Annotated in this window: 23 protein-coding genes; 20 read left to right on the forward strand and 3 right to left on the reverse strand. The window is 41.4% G+C overall.

The window, feature by feature from the left end; all coding sequences use genetic code 11:
* Positions 1-51: 51 nt before the first annotated feature.
* The 19 genes from BUA88_RS00785 to BUA88_RS00875 all read left to right on the forward strand — a co-directional run bounded on the left by BUA88_RS00785 (position 52) and on the right by BUA88_RS00875 (position 18,643).
* Entirely contained in the window at positions 52-501 is a 450-nt protein-coding gene (locus BUA88_RS00785; protein WP_072911051.1) for a GNAT family N-acetyltransferase, read from the forward strand.
* Entirely contained in the window at positions 501-959 is a 459-nt protein-coding gene (locus BUA88_RS00790; protein ID WP_330390145.1) for an SdpI family protein, read from the forward strand. Before BUA88_RS00785 ends, BUA88_RS00790 begins: the two co-directional genes overlap by 1 nt.
* A gap of 471 nt (positions 960-1,430) precedes the next feature.
* The gene (ychF, locus tag BUA88_RS00800; RefSeq protein WP_072911057.1) at positions 1,431-2,531 is read left to right on the forward strand and encodes a redox-regulated ATPase YchF; all 1,101 of its coding nucleotides are present in this window, start codon (positions 1,431-1,433) and stop codon (positions 2,529-2,531) included.
* A 91-nt stretch (positions 2,532-2,622) separates the two neighbouring features.
* Positions 2,623-2,859 carry a polya polymerase gene (locus BUA88_RS00805; RefSeq protein WP_072911059.1) on the forward strand — a complete coding sequence of 79 codons (237 nt, stop codon included), beginning with the start codon at positions 2,623-2,625 and terminating at the stop codon, positions 2,857-2,859.
* 85 nt (positions 2,860-2,944) lie between these two features.
* On the forward strand, positions 2,945-3,883 hold the full coding sequence (locus BUA88_RS00810) for an AEC family transporter (RefSeq protein WP_072911070.1): 939 nt from the start codon (positions 2,945-2,947) through the stop codon (positions 3,881-3,883).
* Between the two features lie 16 nt (positions 3,884-3,899).
* A complete protein-coding gene (pepT, locus tag BUA88_RS00815; RefSeq protein WP_072911073.1) occupies positions 3,900-5,120 on the forward strand; it encodes a peptidase T in 1,221 nt (406 codons plus the stop codon).
* 66 nt (positions 5,121-5,186) lie between these two features.
* Complete coding sequence (locus BUA88_RS00820; RefSeq protein ID WP_072911075.1) at positions 5,187-6,053, forward strand: YitT family protein; 867 nt, start codon at positions 5,187-5,189, stop codon at positions 6,051-6,053.
* An 18-nt stretch (positions 6,054-6,071) separates the two neighbouring features.
* On the forward strand, positions 6,072-6,698 hold the full coding sequence (gene udk, locus BUA88_RS00825) for a uridine kinase (RefSeq protein ID WP_072911078.1): 627 nt from the start codon (positions 6,072-6,074) through the stop codon (positions 6,696-6,698).
* A gap of 197 nt (positions 6,699-6,895) precedes the next feature.
* Positions 6,896-7,660 carry an ATP-binding protein gene (locus BUA88_RS00830; RefSeq protein WP_072911081.1) on the forward strand — a complete coding sequence of 255 codons (765 nt, stop codon included), beginning with the start codon at positions 6,896-6,898 and terminating at the stop codon, positions 7,658-7,660.
* 223 nt (positions 7,661-7,883) lie between these two features.
* Positions 7,884-9,074: a 2-hydroxyacyl-CoA dehydratase family protein gene (locus BUA88_RS00835; protein WP_072911084.1), complete on the forward strand. Its 1,191-nt coding sequence runs from the start codon at positions 7,884-7,886 to the stop codon at positions 9,072-9,074.
* Positions 9,074-10,624, forward strand: coding sequence for a 2-hydroxyacyl-CoA dehydratase family protein (locus BUA88_RS00840; protein ID WP_072911087.1), 1,551 nt, complete (start codon positions 9,074-9,076; stop codon positions 10,622-10,624). The genes BUA88_RS00835 and BUA88_RS00840 overlap by 1 nt, the downstream gene beginning before the upstream one ends.
* 12 nt (positions 10,625-10,636) lie before the next feature.
* Positions 10,637-11,425 carry an acyl-CoA dehydratase activase gene (locus BUA88_RS00845; RefSeq protein WP_072911089.1) on the forward strand — a complete coding sequence of 263 codons (789 nt, stop codon included), beginning with the start codon at positions 10,637-10,639 and terminating at the stop codon, positions 11,423-11,425.
* A 106-nt stretch (positions 11,426-11,531) separates the two neighbouring features.
* Complete coding sequence (locus tag BUA88_RS16280; protein ID WP_176757584.1) at positions 11,532-11,690, forward strand: hypothetical protein; 159 nt, start codon at positions 11,532-11,534, stop codon at positions 11,688-11,690.
* A 3-nt stretch (positions 11,691-11,693) separates the two neighbouring features.
* On the forward strand, positions 11,694-12,413 hold the full coding sequence (locus tag BUA88_RS00850; protein WP_072911091.1) for a carbon monoxide dehydrogenase: 720 nt from the start codon (positions 11,694-11,696) through the stop codon (positions 12,411-12,413).
* Positions 12,414-12,426: 13 nt separating this feature from the next.
* Entirely contained in the window at positions 12,427-15,300 is a 2,874-nt protein-coding gene (locus tag BUA88_RS00855; RefSeq protein WP_408633785.1) for an FAD-dependent oxidoreductase, read from the forward strand.
* 30 nt (positions 15,301-15,330) lie between these two features.
* Positions 15,331-15,675, forward strand: coding sequence for a hydrogenase maturation nickel metallochaperone HypA (locus BUA88_RS00860; protein WP_072911094.1), 345 nt, complete (start codon positions 15,331-15,333; stop codon positions 15,673-15,675).
* A 132-nt stretch (positions 15,676-15,807) separates the two neighbouring features.
* Complete coding sequence (locus tag BUA88_RS00865) at positions 15,808-16,641, forward strand: YitT family protein (RefSeq protein ID WP_072911096.1); 834 nt, start codon at positions 15,808-15,810, stop codon at positions 16,639-16,641.
* 5 nt (positions 16,642-16,646) lie between these two features.
* Complete coding sequence (locus BUA88_RS00870; protein WP_242939556.1) at positions 16,647-17,414, forward strand: M15 family metallopeptidase; 768 nt, start codon at positions 16,647-16,649, stop codon at positions 17,412-17,414.
* Between the two features lie 14 nt (positions 17,415-17,428).
* Positions 17,429-18,643, forward strand: coding sequence for an acyltransferase (locus BUA88_RS00875; protein ID WP_072911099.1), 1,215 nt, complete (start codon positions 17,429-17,431; stop codon positions 18,641-18,643).
* Positions 18,644-18,767: 124 nt separating this feature from the next.
* Here the strand turns inward: BUA88_RS00875 and BUA88_RS16575 are convergent, their stop codons facing one another.
* From BUA88_RS16575 to BUA88_RS00890, 3 genes are read right to left on the reverse strand one after another with little or no spacing between them, the layout of a single operon-like run.
* Complete coding sequence (locus BUA88_RS16575) at positions 18,768-19,199, reverse strand: DnaJ domain-containing protein (RefSeq protein ID WP_072911102.1); 432 nt, start codon at positions 19,197-19,199, stop codon at positions 18,768-18,770.
* The gene (locus BUA88_RS00885; protein ID WP_072911105.1) at positions 19,196-20,053 is read right to left on the reverse strand and encodes a DUF5685 family protein; all 858 of its coding nucleotides are present in this window, start codon (positions 20,051-20,053) and stop codon (positions 19,196-19,198) included. The genes BUA88_RS16575 and BUA88_RS00885 overlap by 4 nt, the downstream gene beginning before the upstream one ends.
* Before the next feature lie 4 nt (positions 20,054-20,057).
* Positions 20,058-20,495: a hypothetical protein gene (locus BUA88_RS00890; RefSeq protein ID WP_072911108.1), complete on the reverse strand. Its 438-nt coding sequence runs from the start codon at positions 20,493-20,495 to the stop codon at positions 20,058-20,060.
* Positions 20,496-20,741: 246 nt separating this feature from the next.
* Between BUA88_RS00890 and BUA88_RS00895 the strand changes: the two genes are divergently transcribed.
* Positions 20,742-21,122: a metal-dependent transcriptional regulator gene (locus tag BUA88_RS00895; protein WP_072911111.1), complete on the forward strand. Its 381-nt coding sequence runs from the start codon at positions 20,742-20,744 to the stop codon at positions 21,120-21,122.

Consider the following 21,122-nt stretch of genomic DNA (forward strand, 5'->3'; position numbering starts at 1 on the left):
AATAGGGATGATATCCGGCATGGATGGGTATAGAAAGAAGAGGGTAAAGATATGAGCCTACAATTTGTAAAAGCAAGCACTTCTGATGCTTTGACACTTAATGGAATATCTAAAAGAGCCTTTGATAGCGATGTTCAGGTTGGAGCACCTTCAGTTGGTGGGCCACCTGGATATATGTCTGTTTCTTATCACACAAAGATGGCCAGAACAAATCACTTGTATAAGCTCACGGACAATGGACTAATTGTTGGCGGTGCGATTCTATTTTTGGAAAAAGACAAGTTGAACATTGGAAGGATCTTTGTAAGCCCAGAGCATTATCGCAAAGGCTATGGAGTCTACATGATGCAGGAAATTGAGACAATGTTTTCAAATGTAAAGGAATTTGTATTAGATACGCCCATTTGGAATGTCAGAACAAACGCCTTTTATACCAAGCTGGGATATGTGGAAGTGAGTCGGGATAATGAATTCATTTATTATATTAAGGAATGTGAGTGATGAAAGAGGAATTATCATTTGATAAAAATCGAATTATTATCAGAGACAAATTGGAATTTGTTGGGCAAAGGAGAATAAATATGTGGTTTTATATTATGATGTTTATCTGTAACTTATTAATTCCGATTGTCATGCTGATATGTGGATTCTTTATGTCCAAATATCCGCCAAAAGAGATTAATGGAATTATTGGATACAGAACAACTATGTCCAGAAAAAATATGGATACATGGAAGTTTGCACATGATTATTGCGGTAAGTTGTGGCTTAAACTCGGATTGCTATTATTAATTCCGACAATTATTATTCAGATACCTTTTTCACATTCGAGTGAAAATGCAATTGGATATATGACACTTATTGTTGAAGGAATACAGCTTGTGGCTATATTGGGTTCAATTGTGTTTGTGGAAAGAGCTCTTAAGAAAACTTTTGATGAACATGGTGTCAGAAGATAACTTCAAATTTGTAGACCTCTTTCTAATTGAATACTGAACCTTACATAGCAGTTATCGCAAGATAGCTGCTTTTTTTGTGAAGAGTTTTGTAGGGACAGGCAGTACTAGAGAAGAAAATGCTTGCCGCACTGCCTGAGAGAAGAGAGATGAGCAGTGCTAGGAAGAAAAATGAATGCAGCACTGCCTGAGAGAAGAGAAATGGGCAGTGCTAGAACAAAAAATGAATGCAGCACTGCCTGAGAGAAGAGAGATGGGCAGTGCTAGAAGCAAAAATGAATGTAGCACTGCCCCAAAGAAGAGAAGCGGGCAGTGCAAAAGAAAAAAATGCCGCCAGCACTGCCCGAAACAAAAAAACACCCAGGGTAGAGAAATAAATAGAAATGTGGTAATATACAGAAGGCTATGACCAAAAGTGTCATAAATATTGAAAACACAGTAAAATCAATACTTTTAGAAGGAGATATATAGAAAATGAAACTCGGAATCGTCGGACTTCCAAACGTTGGTAAGTCAACACTTTTTAATTCACTTACAAAGGCAGGAGCACTTGCTGCAAACTACCCATTTGCTACAATCGACCCTAACGTAGGTGTCGTTTCAGTACCAGATAAGCGTCTAGATGTACTTACAAAGATGTACAATTCAAAGAAGACTGTTCCTGCAACAATTGAATTCGTTGATATTGCAGGTCTTGTAAAGGGTGCTTCAAAGGGTGAGGGACTTGGAAACCAGTTCCTTGCAAACATCCGTGAGGTAGATGCAATCGTTCACGTTGTACGTTGCTTCGAGGATGCTAATGTAGTTCACGTTGATGGAAGCATCGACTCACTTAGAGATATTGAGACTATCAACCTTGAGCTTCTTTTTGCAGACATGGAAGTTATGGAGCGTCGCTACTCTAAGACAGAGAGAAGTGCTCGTATGGATAAGACACTTCAGAAGGAAGCTGCTATGCAGAAGCGTCTTCTTGATCATATGGAAGCTGGCAACATGGCTAAGACTTTCGAGCTTAACGATGAGGATGAGGAGAACTACTTCAAGGAGTACAATCTTCTTACAGCAAAGCCAGTTATCTACGCTGCAAACGTAGAGGACGAGGATCTTGCAGATGACGGCGCTAACAATAAGAACGTACAGGCAGTTCGCGAGTACGCTGCAAAGGAAGGCTCAGAGGTATTTGTTATCTCAGCTCAGATTGAGCAGGAGATTTCAGAGCTTGAGTCAGAGGAAGAGAAGCAGGAGTTCTTAGAGGCTATGGGGCTTTCAGAGTCAGGTCTTGATAAGCTTATCACTGCATCTTATAGATTGCTTGGTCTTATCTCTTATCTTACATCAGGAGAGGATGAGACACGTGCATGGACAATCAAGAAGGGTACAAAGGCTCCACAGGCTGCTGGTAAGATTCACACAGACTTCGAGCGTGGATTTATCAAGGCTGAGGTTATCAGCTATGACGACCTTATGGCAAACGGCTCTATGACAGCTGCCAAGGAAAAAGGTCTTGTTCGTATGGAAGGCAAGGAATACGTTGTTGCTGATGGTGATATTATCAACTTCAGATTTAACGTATAATCCCTGTCGTTTCACACTTTTTTGAATATTATGTATTATTATAAGGACTATAAATAGACCATATTTTTATATTCCTTTAAAGGAGGTACATATGAAACTTACAAATATCAAAGACACAGAAGCATTTTTTAAGGTTATTGACAGCTGCACTGGAACAGTAGAACTTGTTACAGGCGAGGGCGATAGATTAAATCTTAAGTCAAAGCTTTCACAGTTTGTTTCACTTGCAAATATTTTCAAGGCAGAGGAGAGCATCCCGGAGCTTGAAATTATTGCATATGAACCAGATGATGCTAAGAAATTACTTGAATTTATGATTAATCAGTAATATAAATAAAAAAAGATGAGGGGGTCACGTATAGAAGTGCCCCCTTCTTTCATGCAAATTTATATCCAACTAAGGAGCGACCAAAATGTTAGAGAATCTTATTTTTTGTTTGAATGCAACTGTACCAATTTTTCTTCTTATGGTATTAGGAGGTGTGTTCAGAGCTACCGGAATATTCAATGAAAGTCTCACAAAAGGACTCAATAATTTTGTTTTCAAGATAGCTCTTCCGGTTCTTGTCTATAAAGAACTGGCTACATCAGATGTAGAAGAGCTGTGGGATACTGGTTTTATTATATTTTGCTTTATAGCTACATTAATCTCTATCCTTATTGGTTGGGCATTTTCATTTTTAGCCCACGACAAGCGCACCAGAACGGAGTTTATTCAGGGAACCTACAGAAGTAGTGCAGCCCTTTTAGGTGTAGGTATCGCAGTTAATCTATACGGTACAGCAGGTATGACTCCACTTATGATTATTGGAGCTGTTCCGCTTTACAATGTGGCTGCTGTAATCATTCTTACCCTGGGTTCAAGCGATGGAAAGCTTACCCCAGCACTTTTAAAGAAGACAGCCATTGGAGTTTTAAAGAATCCTATTATTATAGGTATTACACTTGGAATAATTCGTTCCTTCATCCCAGTGTCTATCCTACTTCCAAAGACACTTGATTCAGTTAGTGCGTTGGCTACCCCTCTTGGACTTATGGCTCTTGGTGCCAGCTTCCAGATGGGTGAGGCTATCAAAAAATACAAGCCAACAGTTGTGGCTACATTCTTTAAACTGATTGGTTTTTGTGCCATTTGGCTGCCCGTCGCAATTGCTTTAGGCTATAGTCATGACAAGCTTGTAGCAGTTCTTATTATGACTGGAAGTCCAACTACAGTTTCATCATTTGTCATGGCAAAAAGTATGGGGTATAATGGAAACGTTTCAGCAGGTATTGTTATGCTAACCACCATATTGTCAGCCTTTACGCTTACGATATGGCTTTATATTTTAAGGTCCATGGGACTTATTTAAAGGAGAATTTATTTTTATGAGAGCATACGAGAGATTATTAAATTACGTAAAAATATACACTACAAGTGACGAAGATAGCACTACTGTGCCTTCTACAGCTCGTCAGTTTGATTTGGCTAAGCTTTTGGTTGAAGAGCTTAAGGGTTTAGGCGTTGCTGATGCTCATGTTGATGATAAGTGCTATGTTTACGGCACTATCCCTGCTACAGCAGGTTGTGAGGATAAGAAGGCTGTCGGCTTTATCGCACACATGGACACAGCACCTGATTTCACAGGTGAAAATGTAAATCCAGTTGTTGAAGAGAATTACAACGGCGAGGATGTTGTTCTTGGCACATCAGGCCGCGTTATCAAGGTTTCTGATTTTCCACATCTTAAGACATTAAAGGGTCGTACCCTTATTCATACAGATGGCACCACACTTCTTGGTGCAGATGATAAATCTGGTATCGCAGAGATTATGACTTTTGTTGAAGAAATTATGGGAAGCAATGAGTCTCATGGCAAGATTTGCATTGCTTTCACTCCAGATGAGGAGATTGGCGCAGGCGCAGATCATTTTGATGTAGAGGGCTTCGGAGCTGACTTCGCATATACGGTAGACGGTGGCGAAGAAAACGCAGTTGAGTATGAGAACTTTAATGCAGCAGGTGCTGAGGTTAAGTTCAACGGCGTAAACATCCACCCAGGTGATGCAAAGGATATCATGGTTAATGCAGCACTTGTGGCTATGGAGTTCAATGCACTTCTTCCTCCTACAGAGGTACCATCAATGACTGAGGGATATCAGGGATTCTTCCATCTTACAGATATGTCAGGTGATGTAGCAGAGGCTAATCTTTCTTATATCATCCGTGACCATGATGCTGATAAGTTTGCTTACAAGAAGAAGATTATGGAGCATGCAGCTAATATCATTAATCAGAAGTATGGTGAGGGCACATGTGAGCTCACTATCAAGGATCAGTATCAGAACATGCTTGAGATGATCAAGCCACACATGTTCTTAATTGATTATGCATTTGATGCTTTAAAGGATGCTGGAGAGAATCCTAAGGCTGTAGCTATCCGCGGCGGCACAGACGGTGCACGTCTTTCATTTATGGGATTACCTTGTCCAAACCTTGGAACAGGTGGATACAACTTCCACGGCCCAATGGAGCATATTACAGCGGAGGGCATGGATACAGTTGTTCGCGTACTTCACGGCATCGTAAAGCGATTTGCGGAAAATTAAAAAGCGTTTAGATGAGTCACATAGGAATAGATAATAAGTGGCGGAGTAAATACTTAGGGGGAATATATGTCATCAGAAAAAAGAAAAGAGCTTTTAATTGATGTTTTAATGGATGCCTTGTCAGGCCTGTGCATAGGTATTGCACTGTATAATTTTGCGGCAGATGCAAAATTCCCATTGACAGGACTCACAGGTATCGCTATGATTTTCTATCAGTACTGGGGATGGAAAATCGGTATTGCCACCATCATCATGAACATTCCACTTATCGTGTGGGCTTATAAGGTTTTGGGAAAGAAATTTTTGCTGAAATCCTTTAAGACTATGGCCATCGGTACAGTTATGATGGATTTTGTGTCACCACTGGTGCCAAAGGTTGATATAGGCAATCTGTTTTTGAACGCCGTAGTAGTTGGTGTGTTTACAGGTCTTGGTTATGCGCTTGTTTATATGCGCAATTCATCTACTGGTGGAGCTGACTTCATCATGATGATTATTAAGGCAAAGCATCCTCATATGTCCCTTGGAAGAATCTTCTTCATCGTGGACACTGTAATTATTGTTATCGATACCATTGCATATGCTCATTCATTTGAGGCACTTTGCTATGGTTTTGTAATAAGCTATATTGGCTCTCTTGTAGTTGATAAGGTAATGATTTCTGCCGATGCAGGTATGATGTGTATGATTGTTACCAACAAGGCTGAGGCCATCGCAGACGCTATCGATAAAGCTGTGGAGCGTGGCACCACAATTTTTACCGCAAAGGGCGGTTATAAGGGAGATGAGAGACAGGTGCTTATGTGTGCCTGCTCAGACAAGCAGATGTATCAGGTCAATCGCGTTGCAAAGAAGATTGATGTGGATGCATTTATTGTCATCATGGAATCTAAGGCCGTTTACGGCGAGGGGTTCAAGCGTTTTAAGGGTTAAAAGTAATAAGGAGTATTTATGTCAGAGAAAATTTGCGTTCTTGGCGTAGCAGGAGGTTCTGCTTCAGGCAAGACTACTATCATCAACAAATTACAGGATTTCTTTGGAGAGGATATTGCAGTAATTAGCCATGATGCTTATTACAAGGCTCATCCAGAGATGTCTTTTGAAGAGCGTAGCCAGCTTAACTATGATCATCCTGATTCTTTCGAATCAGACAGAATGGCAGAGGATGTTAGAAAGCTTATCAAGGGTCATGCCATTGATATGCCTGTTTATGATTATGTTAATCACAACCGTTCAGACGAGACTGTACGTGTTGAGCCTAAGACTGTTATCGTTATGGAGGGTATTCTTATTCTTGAGAATAAGGAGCTCCGTGATTTGATGGATATTAAGATTTTCGTTGATACAGATGCTGATGAGCGTCTCATGCGTCGAATCCAGCGTGATATGATTGAGCGTGGTCGAAGTATTGAGTCAATCATCGAGCAGTATTCAAAGACAGTTAAGCCAATGCATGAAGAGTTTGTTGAGCCTTCAAAGAAGCATGCTGATATCATTATCCCACGTGGTGGTGAGAATGCAGCCGGCATTGAAATGCTTACAACATATATGACCAAGAAGTTACACGACGAGGAATAATCCTCATTTTGCTTGTGCAAAATGCTTTTTACGCCACAGTGGATTTTGTCTATTTAGGAAAAAATCCCTGTGGCTTTTTTGTTTTCCTTTATTTGTGGAATACTTCTATGCTAGAATTGAATAGCAATAATTGACAAAAAATTATCAATCTTTGACAGTTATTGAATTGTGGTAATTAAAGGGAGAAATAATTAAAGATGGAAAAGAAGCCTATAGTGTTGGCTGTTGCTGGTAAAGGCGGAGTTGGTAAAACATCTCTTGCATCGGTGATGGTCAAGTTGTTAGTGGAAGCTTATCCAGACAAGAAAATCTTAGCAATCGATGCGGACCCTGCTGTTGGTTTGTCCACAGCACTTGGTGTAGAGCCAGAGCTTACTCTTGATGATATCAGGAAGGAAGCTGTGGAGGCTGCAGAGAATGGTGATGCCAAGGCTACTGTAGAGGTGCTGGGCGAAGCCAGATATCGTATTTTCGATGCTATGGTTGAGATGGATGGCTTTTCTTTTATTGCAATTGGAAGACCTGAGGCTGCAGGCTGCTATTGCAAAATTAACACATATCTTAAAGAGGTCATCTCACAGGTGGCCGACAATTTCGATTATATCGTTATAGACGGCGAAGCTGGTATCGAGCAGATTAATCGCCGTGTCATGGAAAAGGTTACACACCTTGTTCTTATTACCGATTCTAGTAAGAAGGGCTGTGGAGTAGTTAAGACAATCAAAGAAGTGGCAGACAACCTTGTGATGTACGATAAGATTGGAGTAGTTGTAAATCGTGTACCATCTGAGGATGTCTTACAATTCATGGATTTAGGAGATATTCCACTTTTAGGCTGGATTCCAGCAGATGCCAATCTTACAGAGCGCGATCTAAAAGGAGAATCCGTATTTTACATTCCAAGCGAAGCACCAATCGTAGAGGGCCTGCGTAGCTCTCTTAAGAAGATGGGCGTTTTATAAAAGTTAATACAGCAACTTTTCAAAAACTTGGTAAGCGCGAGCAAGGTGCTAAAGGTCCGGGGGACCTTTGTTCAGCACCGACCGGAGTGGAAACGGAGACAGCCCCATGCCGGGGAAGGAGGGTGCCCCTTTAGGGGAGTTCCCTTGCCCGAGTATGGGAGATGGCTTGCGGGAGCATGAAAAACTTGGATAAGTTGCTGAGAATAAAGGGAGAATTGAATATATGAAGGACTTAAAGCATCTTTATTACTTTGAGAATCTTCTAATGGACGCTGATAATGATCTGGTTAGACAGGCCCAGGCTGAGGGCCGCGTCTGCGTAGGCTCAGTTTGTTATCAGATTCCAGAAGTGTTGATGAACTTAGGTAATGCTTTCACAGTAAGACTTCGTGCGCCTCGTACAGGTTCCATGGAAATGGGAACCTACTACCTGACCAGTCTTTTATGTGAATATTCCAGAGCATTGCTTGAGCGTGCCATCGAAGGCGGATACCAGTTTTTAGATTGCATTATGGCACCAGATGGATGCACCATGATCAACCGCTGTGTTGAGAACATGGAGCTCCTTAAGATGAATGACAAGGAGCATTTCTTCTACCAGTACCTTGAGGTTCCAATGAAGGCTGATGAAAATGGATTAAACCTCTATATCGGTCAGTGCAGAAGCAAAATCCTTGAACCATTACATGAGAAGTTTGGTATTGATATTAGTGATGAGGCTCTTAGAAAGGCAGTAGAAGAGCACAACAAAATCTGCCGTCTTATCACAGAGCTTGGAAACTTCCGTAAGGAAGAGAAGCCTCGCATCACAGGCTATGAATTCCACATTATTACAATGTGTACTTATGTGTGCCCTCACGATTTACTTATCGAGAAATTAGAGGAGACACTTGAAGAGGTTAAGAATCGTCAGCCAGACGAGAAGTGGCCATTTAGAGCAAGAGTTGCTGTGGTTGGTTCTGAGATTGACGATATTGATATGATTAAGCTTGTTGAAGATTCAGGAGCTTATGTATGTGCAGACAGATTCTGCTTTGGTTCATTGCCAGGACGTGAAGAGATTATCCTTAATGATGATGAGGATGTTCTCACACAGATTTGCCGTCATTATATGATGAGCTGCATGTGCCCACGTCACATGGATACACCAAAGATGAATCGTAGACGCGAGTATGTAGATGAAATTGCCAAGGAATATAAGGCAGATGGAATCATCTACGAGCAGATGAAATTCTGTGACCCATGGGCATATGAGAGAATGGTAGGAAGCCATGTTTTACGCGACGAATATGGCTACCCAGTTCTTACAATTGACCGCCCATACGCAGTTGGAAATTCCGGACAGTTACGCACCCGTGTACAGGCCTTCGTGGAGAGCATCGAGATTAAAAAGCTTCAAGGAGGTAGAAAGTAATGGGAAAAGCAGTCGGCAGCTCACAGCTCGGAAAGCTTTATAGTGGTGATAAAAAGGTTTTCAAGCATCGTGAATGGAGAGGAATAAAAGATACTTGGTACGATTACACCAGATGGCTTGGAATTATGGCCATGCTTGGTAAATTTATGCTTCATCCAAAGAATGTTAAAGGATTCTTTAGATATCGCTGGATGCTCAATTATTTAGCAGTTCCAATGATGATTGATAAGCATTCAATGGGTCTTCGTGGCCCACAGCTTCGCATCTGTCGTGAGGAGTACGACTTAGTAGCTTCAGACGTTGCAAAGCTTCTTACAAAGATTTTTTCTATGGATCAGAACCTTGGCGCAAAGCCTGAGAAGTCAAAGCATGTAGTCCTTATGGATGAGAACGAGATGACCAACATCATGTGTGGTTTCCCAAACCTCGAAGGACTTAGCTGGGAGACAGCAAGCTGTTATGTTTGCGTGCTTCTTCAAGGAGATGCCATGACACATTACCTTGATGTTGTTCAGGAATGTGGTATGCCTGGTGATGTTTGCCCTATGCCAGCATCCGAGGCAGGTATCTGTATCGATGGAGATATGCCAATCTTCGGCAAGTGTGCCGTTCAGTGTAACACTACCTGTGATGGTTCTCTTATGGGAAATGGTGTTATTTCAAGAGCTCTTGAGCGCAATGGAATTCCTGTTCATCAGCTGGCTACACCACTTCGTCATACTGAGCCAGGCGTTCAGGAGTACGCAGCACAGGAGGTTAGAAACGCTATCGCATTTATCGAGGAGCAGACAGGCGAAAAATTCGACTGGGATTACTACTTTGAATGTGCTAAGCGCATCAACATCGGAGCCCGTGAGTGCTCAGAATGGCTTGAGCTTTCAAAGACAGATTATCCTCAGGTAATTGGAAACAACATCCTTCTTTACCGTGAGACAGAATATATGGCAATCGCTGGTAAGGTTCCAGCTTTCGCCGAGCTCGATAAGAAGATTACAAAAATGGCTACAGAAGCATACAAGAACAAGACAATGCTTGCTAAGGAATACCGCCATCGTGCAGTAATCTGGGGTGTTCAGTCACAGTTCTATACAGATTTTGTAGCATGGCTGTTAAATTGCTGGGGAATTCTTCCACTTTTTGATATGCTTACTATGGTTTCTCTTGATCCTATTTCAGAGAACGACAGAGAGCAGGCATATTACGATATGGCTCACCAGTACGAGAACATGATTATGAGAAACCGTACCCACGGTGGTTACGAGGTTCTTCTTGATGATTTATGGCGCTACTGTGAGGAGTTCAACGCAGATATGGTTATCCTTTGGGAACACATTGCCTGCAAGGCTCTTGATGGTATGCACGGCATGTTCGAGCAGCAGGCCAGAGAGCACGGCATCAAGCTTGTTTGGGTAAACCACGATCTTTATGACCCACGTGTTATCCCAAGAAAGAATCTTCGTCAGGATGTAAACCGCTACATGCGTAGCGTACTTCGCGAGGAGCCATTGGATCCTACATTAGAGGATTACGATGATACTAATTTATGGTAGGAGAATAATAATATGAGATATTTTGGTGGATGTGATTCAGGATCTACATACACAAAGTGTGTAATCATTGATGAGACCGGAAAGATGGTAGCTGATGTGACTCTCAAGAGTCGAATCAATGCAGTTCTTTCTTGTCAGGATGCTCTGGACCAGGCAGTGGCTCAGGTCCCAGATTTAAATAGTGCAGAGGATTTAACATACCTTGTAGGTACAGGATACGGCCGTAACAAGGTTCCATTTGCTGATGAGAACATTTCAGAGATTAGTTGTCATGCTATGGGTGTCCATGTTGCAGACCCTGAGGTAAAGGCTATAATTGATATCGGCGGTCAGGACGTTAAGGGTATTGCTGTTGATACAGACGGTACAGTTTTGAACTTTGCTATGAACGATAAATGTGCAGCAGGTACAGGCCGTTTCTTCGAGGCAATGGCAAGAGCCTTCGAGATGGATTTAGACGAGTTCTCAAATCTTTCTCTCAAGGCAAAGAACGTTATTCCAATCACAGCTCAGTGTACAGTTTTTGCTGAGTCAGAGGTTATCTCACTTGTTGGTGAAGGTAAGCCTATGGATGAGATTGCTGCAGGTATCGAGCTTTCAGTTGCAAAGCGTTGCTTCGTAATGTCGAAGAAGGCAGGAGCTGTTGATAAGATTACACTTACAGGTGGTTGCGCAAAGAATGCAGGTCTTAAGGCAGCAATTGAGCAGGTTCTTAAGCTCAAGGTTATTGACCTTCCAGTGGACCCACAGCTTATGGGAGCACTTGGCGCAGCTGAGTTCGCAAGACAGAAAGGAATGTAGTAAGCCTTCCCCTTGAGGGTTGCTAGGCTCCAGTGGAGCCTGTTTAGCAACGACCGAGCCGGGAGGCGAGACAAGGTGGCCTGAAAGGCCGGATGAGGTGTTAATTATGTTAAAAGTTTTATTAATTATTGCAATAGTTTTCATCTGCTTATTCGTATTATCGCTGATTGTATATTTCTTCAATTTGGATATGAAGCTTACAAGCGCTATTCAGCCATTACTTGCTAAGCACTACGACAAGATAAAGAGAGATAGAAAGATATAATCAATGAAGCTATATGATGAGACTATAAAGTGCATTATGTCTTCCCTTGAAGGGGCGCCATTAAAGCAGCTTGATATCGCAAATGCCAATTGGGCTGATGCAGGTGACCACAATCTTATCCTTCGAGCAGATATGGCTTATGAGCTGGGCGGTGGTACTTGTTCTGCAGTCAGTGCAATGGGTGTCACAGCAAACACCGAGCTTGTTCCATCTGATGAAGTTTATCTTCTTGGTCCTGATTTGTCAGAAATAAAGGTTGATCAGCCTTATGCCAGAATTGCTCTGGTGAGAGTAGCAGAGGACAGCCTTGGGGATGGTAATGTACTTTATAACGCTATTAGAAAAATTGAATATGTGAGATATCACATAAATCCAGAAGGGTATATGACTCGAATCTCAGCCTCAAATGGCAGAGAACCGGTTAGAGTCAGCAAGGAAGCCATTGAAAAAGGACTTGGCTTCGCCCAGGTAGGTAAGCTTTTCTTGGCTACCTACCATGAAAACAAAAATATTGAAGCTGTAAAGCTCATATTTATAACTCAGCCAGATTTTGATTATAAGTCGTTGGCTGAGCAATCACGTCATCTTGAGGAGATCACTGGCACAATCGATCATATCTTCAAGAACGTGACAATGGACTGCGGAAGCTGTTCATTACAGCAGATTTGTGACGAAGTTGAGGGTCTTCGTGAGTTGCATTTTAAAGAAAGAAAGGGAGTATAAGGAAATGCCAGAAATGAGTAAAGCAGTCATTCCACCACACATGAATGACAAGGCACCAAGCGACAAGATTATCAAGCTTGGAAGAAAAATTACAGACGTAGCTGGACACAAGATGTTCGGCGTAAAGGTTGAAGATCCAGAGTACTGGGGTCTTGCAGAAATCGTTACAGAGGAGATGGCTGAGGTTGGTCTTACTATGAAGCTTCGCCATCATTACACATTTGATGAAATGTGCAAAATGAATCCTGAGAAGGCAAAGGACAAGGAGGCTTTCCAGAAGCTTCTTGATGAGATGTCATATATTGGTCTCTTAGAGTACGATTACGGCGATCACTACGATCACAATGGACGTACAGCTGAGCCTTCAGAGAGAAGATATTGTCTTCCAATGTTCGTTCCAGGTTCTGCTGAGCTTTTCAACATGGAAGAGTCAGTTCCTGGCGAGCGTTCAAATAACAGATTAAAGGAGCATCCAGCTCTTGCATCATTCTTCGAGAGAATGACATTCATGCCACTTGATGGCCTTACACACCTTATCCCACCAGGAGGCGCTGGTGTAGGTATGCACGTTATCCCTGTTGAGAAGGCTATCGAGTTTGAAAATGAGAAGTTAGACCTTGAGCAGATTTCATACTGGCTCAAGAAATACGAAGGCCACATCGGTGTTGGTCAGTGCTCATGTCGTGTATCAAGAGCTTGTCTTGAGGAAGGCTGCGGCGATGACGAGATGAACTGGTGTATCGGTCTTGGTGATTTTGCTGATTACTGCCGTGAGACTGGCAAGGGTCATGACATCACATACGAGGAGGCTATGCGCATCGTTGAGCGTGCTGAGACTCTTGGTTATGTTCACCAGATTACAAACATCGATGGTGAGAACAAGATCTTCGGTCTTTGCAACTGTAATGTAAACATTTGTAATGCCCTTCGTACATCACAGCTTTTCAACACACCTAACATGTCACGTTCTGCTTACACAGCTCATGTTGAAGCTGAGAAGTGTGTTGCCTGCGGTAAGTGCGTAGAGTACTGCCCAGCTGGTGCTGTTAAGCTTGGCCAGAAGCTTTGCAAGAAGGACGGTACTGAGGTTGAGTATCCAAAGGTAGTTCTTCCAGACAGAGTTCACTGGGGCAAGGAAAAGTACGATGAGGATTATCGTGATAACAACCGTAAGAACTGCTACGAGACAGGTACAGCTCCATGTAAGGTAGCTTGTCCTGCACACGTTTCTGTTCAGGGTTATGTAAATATGGCTAAGGAAGGACGTTACGAGGACGCTCTTGCCCTTATCAAGAAGGACAATCCATTCCCAGCTATCTGTGGTCGTGTATGTAACAAGAGATGTGAGGCTGCTTGTACACGTGGTACAATCGACGCTCCTGTTGCTATCGACGACATTAAGAAGTTTATTGCTGAGCGTGACTTACACGCTGAGACAAGATACATTCCACCAATCGACATCCCTTCAAACCGTTTAACACAGTGGGATGACAAGATTGCTATTATCGGTTCAGGCCCTGCAGGTCTTTCATGTGCTTACTACCTTGCAACAAAGGGTTATAAGCCAACAGTATTCGAGAAGAACAACCGTCCAGGTGGTATGCTTACATGGGGTATCCCTTCATGGAAGCTTGAGAAGGACGTAGTTGAGGCTGAAATTGATGTTATCCGTCAGCTTGGGGTCGAGATTAAGTGCGGCGTTGAGGTTGGTAAGGACATCACTCTTGATGAGCTTCGTGCACAGGGTTACAAGGCATTCTATGTGGCAATCGGATGCCAGGGCGGAAAGATTCCACCAATCCCAGGTACAGATGCTAAGAAAGGTATCGATATCGCTGTTACATTCCTTCACAAGGCTACAGAAGACCAGAACCAGAAGATGGATGGCAATGTAGTTGTTGTCGGTGGTGGTAATGTAGCTATCGACTGTGTACGTACAGCTGCAAGATTTGGTGCTGGCAAGCCACAGATGTTCTGCTTAGAGCAGCGTGATGAGATGCCTGCAAACAATATCGAGATTTCAGAGACACTTGAAGAGGATATCGCAATCAACAATGGCTGGGGTCCAAAGGAAATCCTTAAGGATGAGCAGGGCAATGTAGCTGGTATCGTATTCAAGAAGTGTACATCTGTTAAGGATGCAGAAGGAAAGTTCAATCCACAGTACGATGAGAACGATACAATGACAGTAGAGTGCAAGAACATCATCTTCGCTATCGGTCAGGGTATCGAGTGGGGCGGACTCCTCGGTGATGGAAAAGAAAAGGTTGAGTTCTGGCATGGCAACTACCCAGTGGCAGATCACCTTACATACCAAACAGCACAGCCAGATATCTTTGTTGGTGGTGACGTTTATTCAGGTCCTAAGTTTGCTATCGATGCAATCGAGGCTGGTAAGTGCGCTGCTGATTCACTTCACAGATTTGTACAGCCAGGCTGCTCTATGACAATCGGTAAGAACCGTCGTGATTTCATCGAGCTTGACAAAGACAATATTCTTGTGGAAGAATATGATACAGCAGGACGAAATGAGCCTGCTATCGATACAAGCATTGATATGAAGCATTCATTCAGAGATGCTCACCTTACTCTTACAGAGGAGCAGGTTAAGGCAGAGGCTAGCCGTTGCCTTAAGTGTGGTGCGTCAGTGGTTGATGAGAATAAGTGTATCGGATGTGGTGTCTGCACAACTAAGTGTGCTTTTGATGCTATCCACCTTCACAGAACTCATCCAGAGTGCACACACATGGTTCCTGCAGAGGATAAGTTCAAGCATATTGGTGCTTACGCACTTAAGCGTGCTGCAAAGGTTGCCTTCTCTAAGAAGACAGAGGCTGAGAAGCAGGCTGAGCGCGAACACAAGGAGTATAAGCGTAATCGTAAATAATGATTACAGTGCAATTAGAAAGGGTAGTATATGCACGAATTAGGGATAGTATTTCATGTCGCTAAGCAGGTAGAGGAAGTTGCCGAGCAAAATGGTGCTGAGCACATCAACGAGGTTGTTCTCTCAATTGGCGAGGTTTCTACAGTTATTCCAGATTATCTGATTGATTGTTGGTCTTGGAATGCAAAGAAGTACCCAAGATTAGAGGGAAGTAAGCTTACATGTGAAACAATTAAAGCTGTGACATTCTGCGAGGATTGCAAGCAGGAGTACGAGACAGTTGCTCACGGAAAGACTTGTCCACATTGTGGCAGTGACAACACATATCTCGTCACAGGAAATGAAGTTATATTAAAAGAAGTTATAGCGGATTAATAGAAATCCCACGGCTGAGTGCCGTGGGATTTTTTGTATGAATATGTGACCTTTATTGATATGAGGATTGTTGTTAGATATAATTTTCTTATATTTATTGATACTTCTGTGATTGCGAAAAAGAAGGTGCCTATGAAGAAGACTCAAGGGATTATTCAATATATTTTTATAATTGTGGGAGCGGTTATGGCAAGCTTTTCTGTTGCCTTGATTTTATTGCCAAATGATGCAATAGATTATGGTACGGCAGGTGTTGCCATCATAATTAGCAAGCTTACAGGTTTATCACTTTCTCTTTGTGTGGCAGTTGTATTTATCCCATTTATACTTGCGGGTTTTGTGGTTCTAGGCAAGAAGTTTACGATAAAGGCTGCTGTGGGATCTTTGTGCTATACATTAGGTCTATACTTCTTCGAGGAGATTCCTTTCGAGCTAAATACAGAGCATTTCCTAGCTGTAGCATTTGGAGGAGCAATTCTTGGCGCTGGTTTATCTCTAATTCTTCGTAATGGTGGATGTATAGATGGTTCTGAGATTTTGGCTAACATCATCGTAAAGAAGCTTTCAGATAAGACTGGTCGCAACTATAGCATGACGCCAGTACTTTTAATTTTTAACGCTCTGGTATATGCCACTGTTTTTGCAGTAATAGATGTTACAGCAGCGCTTTTAAGCTTGCTTGTGTATGTGGTTGCTACAGCAATTATTGACCACTACACAGATCATTTTGAAGCAATCAAGCAAGTCACTATTATCACGCAGGATCCGGATAATATTATTGCAGACATAAAGAAGCAGTTGAATAAGACATGCACAATTATGGATTCTCGAGGAGCCATTGCAGGAGAAAATAACACACTGATTTGTTATATAAGTTATTTTGAACTTCCAGTAATGAAGGATATTATTTCATCTCACCCAGGCTCATTCAGTACTGTGTCTACTATTGATGAGATATTGAGGTAATGATTATGCATAAAATGATATGTGCCTTAATGCTTGCATTGGGTTTATTTTTAACAGGCTGCGGCAGCCAGAAGGTTGAGGAAGAACCTGTAGAGGTAGAAGAACCGGTGGCTAAAGTGGAGGCAAAAGAAGTGAGACAAGAAGAAATGAAGAAAGAGACAGTCGAGGATTTCTATTCTCTGGAATTTGATGAGAACAGCGATATATTCGCCAGAATAAAAGGTAAATCTTACAAGGATAATTGCACTGTGCCAGTATCGGATTTACGATATTTACATGTTAAACATATAGGCTTTGATGGCGAGGTCCATGATGGCGAGATTATATGCAACAAATTCATAGCAGATGATTTACTGGAAATATTTGAAGCCCTTTATGAAGCTGAGTACCCAATTGAGAAAATTAGACTTGTAGATGAGTACAACGCAGATGATGAAAGCTCCATGGCTGACAATAATTCATCCAGCTTTAACTTTAGATTTATCAGCTACACTACAAAGATTTCAAAGCATGGCTATGGTCTTGCCATGGACATCAATACTCTGTACAATCCATATGTGAAAACCGTTAATGGTCAGCTTTCTGTGGAGCCAGCAAATGCCAAAGCTTACGTTGATCGCACACAGGATTTTCCATACAAGATTGATGAGAATGATTTAGCTTACAAGCTCTTTACTGAACATGGCTTTGAGTGGGGAGGCGCCTGGAAAAAGTCTAAGGACTATCAGCATTTCGAAGTGCCCGACTCAGTGGTAAAGAAGCTTTACAACTAAGGAGAATAGACATAATGAATAAAATTACATCTACTATCTATTGGCTTGCAGTTGCAGCCTGTGGATTAGTGTTGTTGAAATACACCAGCTATGTGGAACCACAGTGGGGTTTCTTTGGCATAGCGGTGTCTATTGGTTGTGGAATATGTATTTATAAGTCCCTTAAAAATGAGGCTTACGTGGGACAGACACTGGCTGTTGCAAAGAATAATAACAGAAATCCAGTCTACGATTATCTTAGACTGGTAGCAGTGCTTTTGGTTATCATCATCCATGTCCTTAATCAGGATCTTAGACTGGCAGCAGATATGGCAGGCACAGGCATTTACAACACCATGAACTACATCCGTTGCTGGAGTGGTAATTGTAATACTTTTTTCATCATGATTTCTGGGGCGTTGTTGCTTGTTGATAAGAATGAATCAGTACTTACATTTTACAAAAAGCGACTCCTGCGAATCGCTATTCCCCTTATAGTTTACTATTTATGGTATCTTTGGCAGTATGAGAAGATTGGCGTGCTCACATGGAAAGAGATTGCCATAAAGATACTTTCGGCAGATGTTTATACAGATAATGTGCCACACTTCTGGCTTGTGTATGAGATAGTGGCGATTTATGTGGTAGTACCATTTCTTAGAATAATGCTTAGGAACTTGTCATATACAATGCTGACACAGCTTGTGGTTATCTCCTATGTACTGTCAATTTTCATGAAGGTTTTTCCAAATCAGATTGGAACGCTTATACCTCTTTCAGGCTGGTGTGCAGTTGCGATAATAGGTTATTGGTATAGTAGGGATGAATCCCGAAAGTTGGATACATGGATGATAATTGCCGGAATCATAGTAAGTATTGTTGAATACTTCAAGATAGACCCAAATCTGGCATATCAGGAATCCATGACAGGGCTTACTCAATATTTCATAATCACTGTACTTGCAGTATTTGCCATTTGCTTTAAGCTTCAAAAACATCTTATGAGTTTTTATCTTTTGAGACTTGTCAGCAAATACAGCTATGGAATACTTTTGATTCATATGTGGGCATTGTATTTCGTGGTGAGAAACATCATTCATGTTTCATCGGTTATGTATAAAGGTGCTGGATTTATTGCTTTGATAGTAGCTACCCTGATTATTTCTACAGTGGCAGCGTACCTGATAGATAATTTATTTATTGATATTTTCAATACATTCATAGCCCTTTTGGACAGAAAGAAAAATTAATAAAAAGGTAAATACCCTCGGGTGGCTGAAGCCCGAGGGTATTTTGGTTTGCATATTCACACAAGAACATGCAGATATAGGGAGAAAATATATGATCGGCCCGAATGACCTGGATGTAATCTAATTAAAAGAAACAGCAGATGTTGCACAGCAGATTAAGAATAATCATGCTTGCACACCAGCGAACAACGCCGAAATAGGGGCGATTGTAGCCATAGTAATAACGTTTGTATTCATACCAGTTGTCATAATCCTGCTGATTCTGATTTTGGTTGCCATAATTGCCATATGGTCCGTAATTATTGTAAGGTCCGTAGTTGGCAGATTGACTGTTGCTATAGTAATCCTGATAAAATGGTCCGCCGTTTTGGCGTTCATCCATTATGCGATTATATGCTGCCTGAATTTCTTTGAATTTTTCTTCAGCAGCCTCCTTATTTGGATTGTTTATGTTGGCATCAGGATGGTATTTTCTACTGAGACTTCTGTAAGCTTTTTTGATTTCGTCTTCAGAGGCATTCCTTGATACTCCTAAAATGCTATAAGGATCTGTCATTTACGATTCTCCTTGGAATTATTCTTTCTTTTTTCTTTAAGCTGAAGATATTCATATCTGGTCCAAACCCCTGAGTAAATAATGTTTCTCAGAATATCTACATTATCGACTATTGGAAGTCTCTCAAAGGATTTCGCACATTCTGTCATCAGTGATGTGAGATTGATTTTTACAAAGCACTCAAACTCCTTTGGCGATTCCTTTTTCAAAAATAGGAGAGGATTATAGCTTCCTCTTTTTTCATCTTTTTTTATGTCATCATAGGCATCAATTAAATAAATGAATTTGCCCATGTAATAACCCATACAATGAAGTGTCTGTCCCCATGAATCCTGCTTCCAATTGAAAAGCTCACCCAGCATTTCACCTGTAAAGCCAGAAACAAGGTCAATGTTTGTTTCCCCTGATTTTTCGGCGATTGACAGTTTTTTGATATAATCCTCAACTGCTTTGACCTGTCTAGGATACTGAGCACTAATTCTTTCATAGTCTTTTTTCAGGGAGCTGGCAGCCATGCCGGACAGCTTTGAACCATCATCGGCATAATTATCCATAAGGCTATGGTAGGAAAGTATAATATCCATAGATGCTGCATATTCCATAGCTTCACTGGAAAATCCAGTTTTCTTTTTTGCAGGATGAATCATGCATCTGAAATCTTCCTGATTAAGCATGGGCTCATACAGGCTTTGAAGCAGAATTGCTAAAAAGCATAAATCGAAATTAAGAAGCATTTTACCTTTCACACCGGCCTGCTTGCCTAATTCCTTGCACAAGCCACAGTAGAAGCTTTGATATGTGTGCTTGTCCTCTTGGGATAGCTGACTTCGATCTGCGTTAATATATCCAAACAATCCTTTAAACCTTCTTTATAAACTGTGTGCGACATCTATTACAGGTAACCTGAATTTTACCTCTGCCTCTAGGTACACGAAGCTTTTGCTTGCAACTAGGGCATTTGAAAATCTTATAAGTTCTTCGCTGGTCCATTTCATAACGGGCTTTTGCGAAGCTATTTCTAATATTTGGTGTAAGTCTCATAAAAAAGCCGCGAATCTTGGCAGTTTTTTGAAGAAACATCTGATTCTCGAAATAACGTTTCTGATAATTTTTTGAGAACATTCTCCAAACGCTGTAGATAATGCATGCCATTGCAAGAAGGTAGGCTATATTCGAATGAGTGATCATTGTTACCAGCATAAGAATCAGGGCAATCCATGTAAAGGTTCTGCCAAGGGCATCTACGCCAGTTCTTCCAGCAAATAATCGTGCTAGTCTATATCTGAAATTGTTCATGAGCTTCCTCCTTAACAATTAGCTTATCTGCACTTTAATGGTTTCTAAACGGACCGTCAACACTTTGGATAAGGATTTAAGAAAAGTTTAATAAATGCTTTAGAAAGCTTGATAAATTGATAAAGTTAGAGTAAACTAACTTTAGTTTAACGAGTTGCACAGGAGTTGGAAATATGGTACTCTTAATTTGCGGTGAGTTGTGTGCAATCGATTCACCAAAGGTTCCAAACACAGGAGGTTTTTATTTTGAGAACATTTGTAAATGAGTCTTCAGAGAACTATTTAGAGACAATTCTTGTACTCAGCAAGAAGTTACCAGTTGTTCGCTCTGTAGACATTGCTAACGAGCTAAATTTTAAAAAATCATCAGTCAGCATAGCTATGAAGAATCTTCGTGAGAAGAATCACATCACAGTTACTGACGCTGGATATATTTATTTAACAGATGAAGGAAAGGCCATCGCTGAGATGATTCTCGAGCGCCATGAGCTTATTACTGATATTCTTGTGAAGCTTGGTGTAGATGAGGAGATTGCATCTGAGGATGCATGCCGCATTGAGCACGTAATCAGTAAGGAAAGCTTTAAGGCTGTTCGTGATTATGCGAAGGATAAGATTTTAAAGTAA

Source organism: Pseudobutyrivibrio xylanivorans DSM 14809, from assembly GCF_900141825.1.
In the GTDB taxonomy this organism is placed as follows: Bacteria; Bacillota; Clostridia; order Lachnospirales; family Lachnospiraceae; genus Pseudobutyrivibrio; species Pseudobutyrivibrio xylanivorans.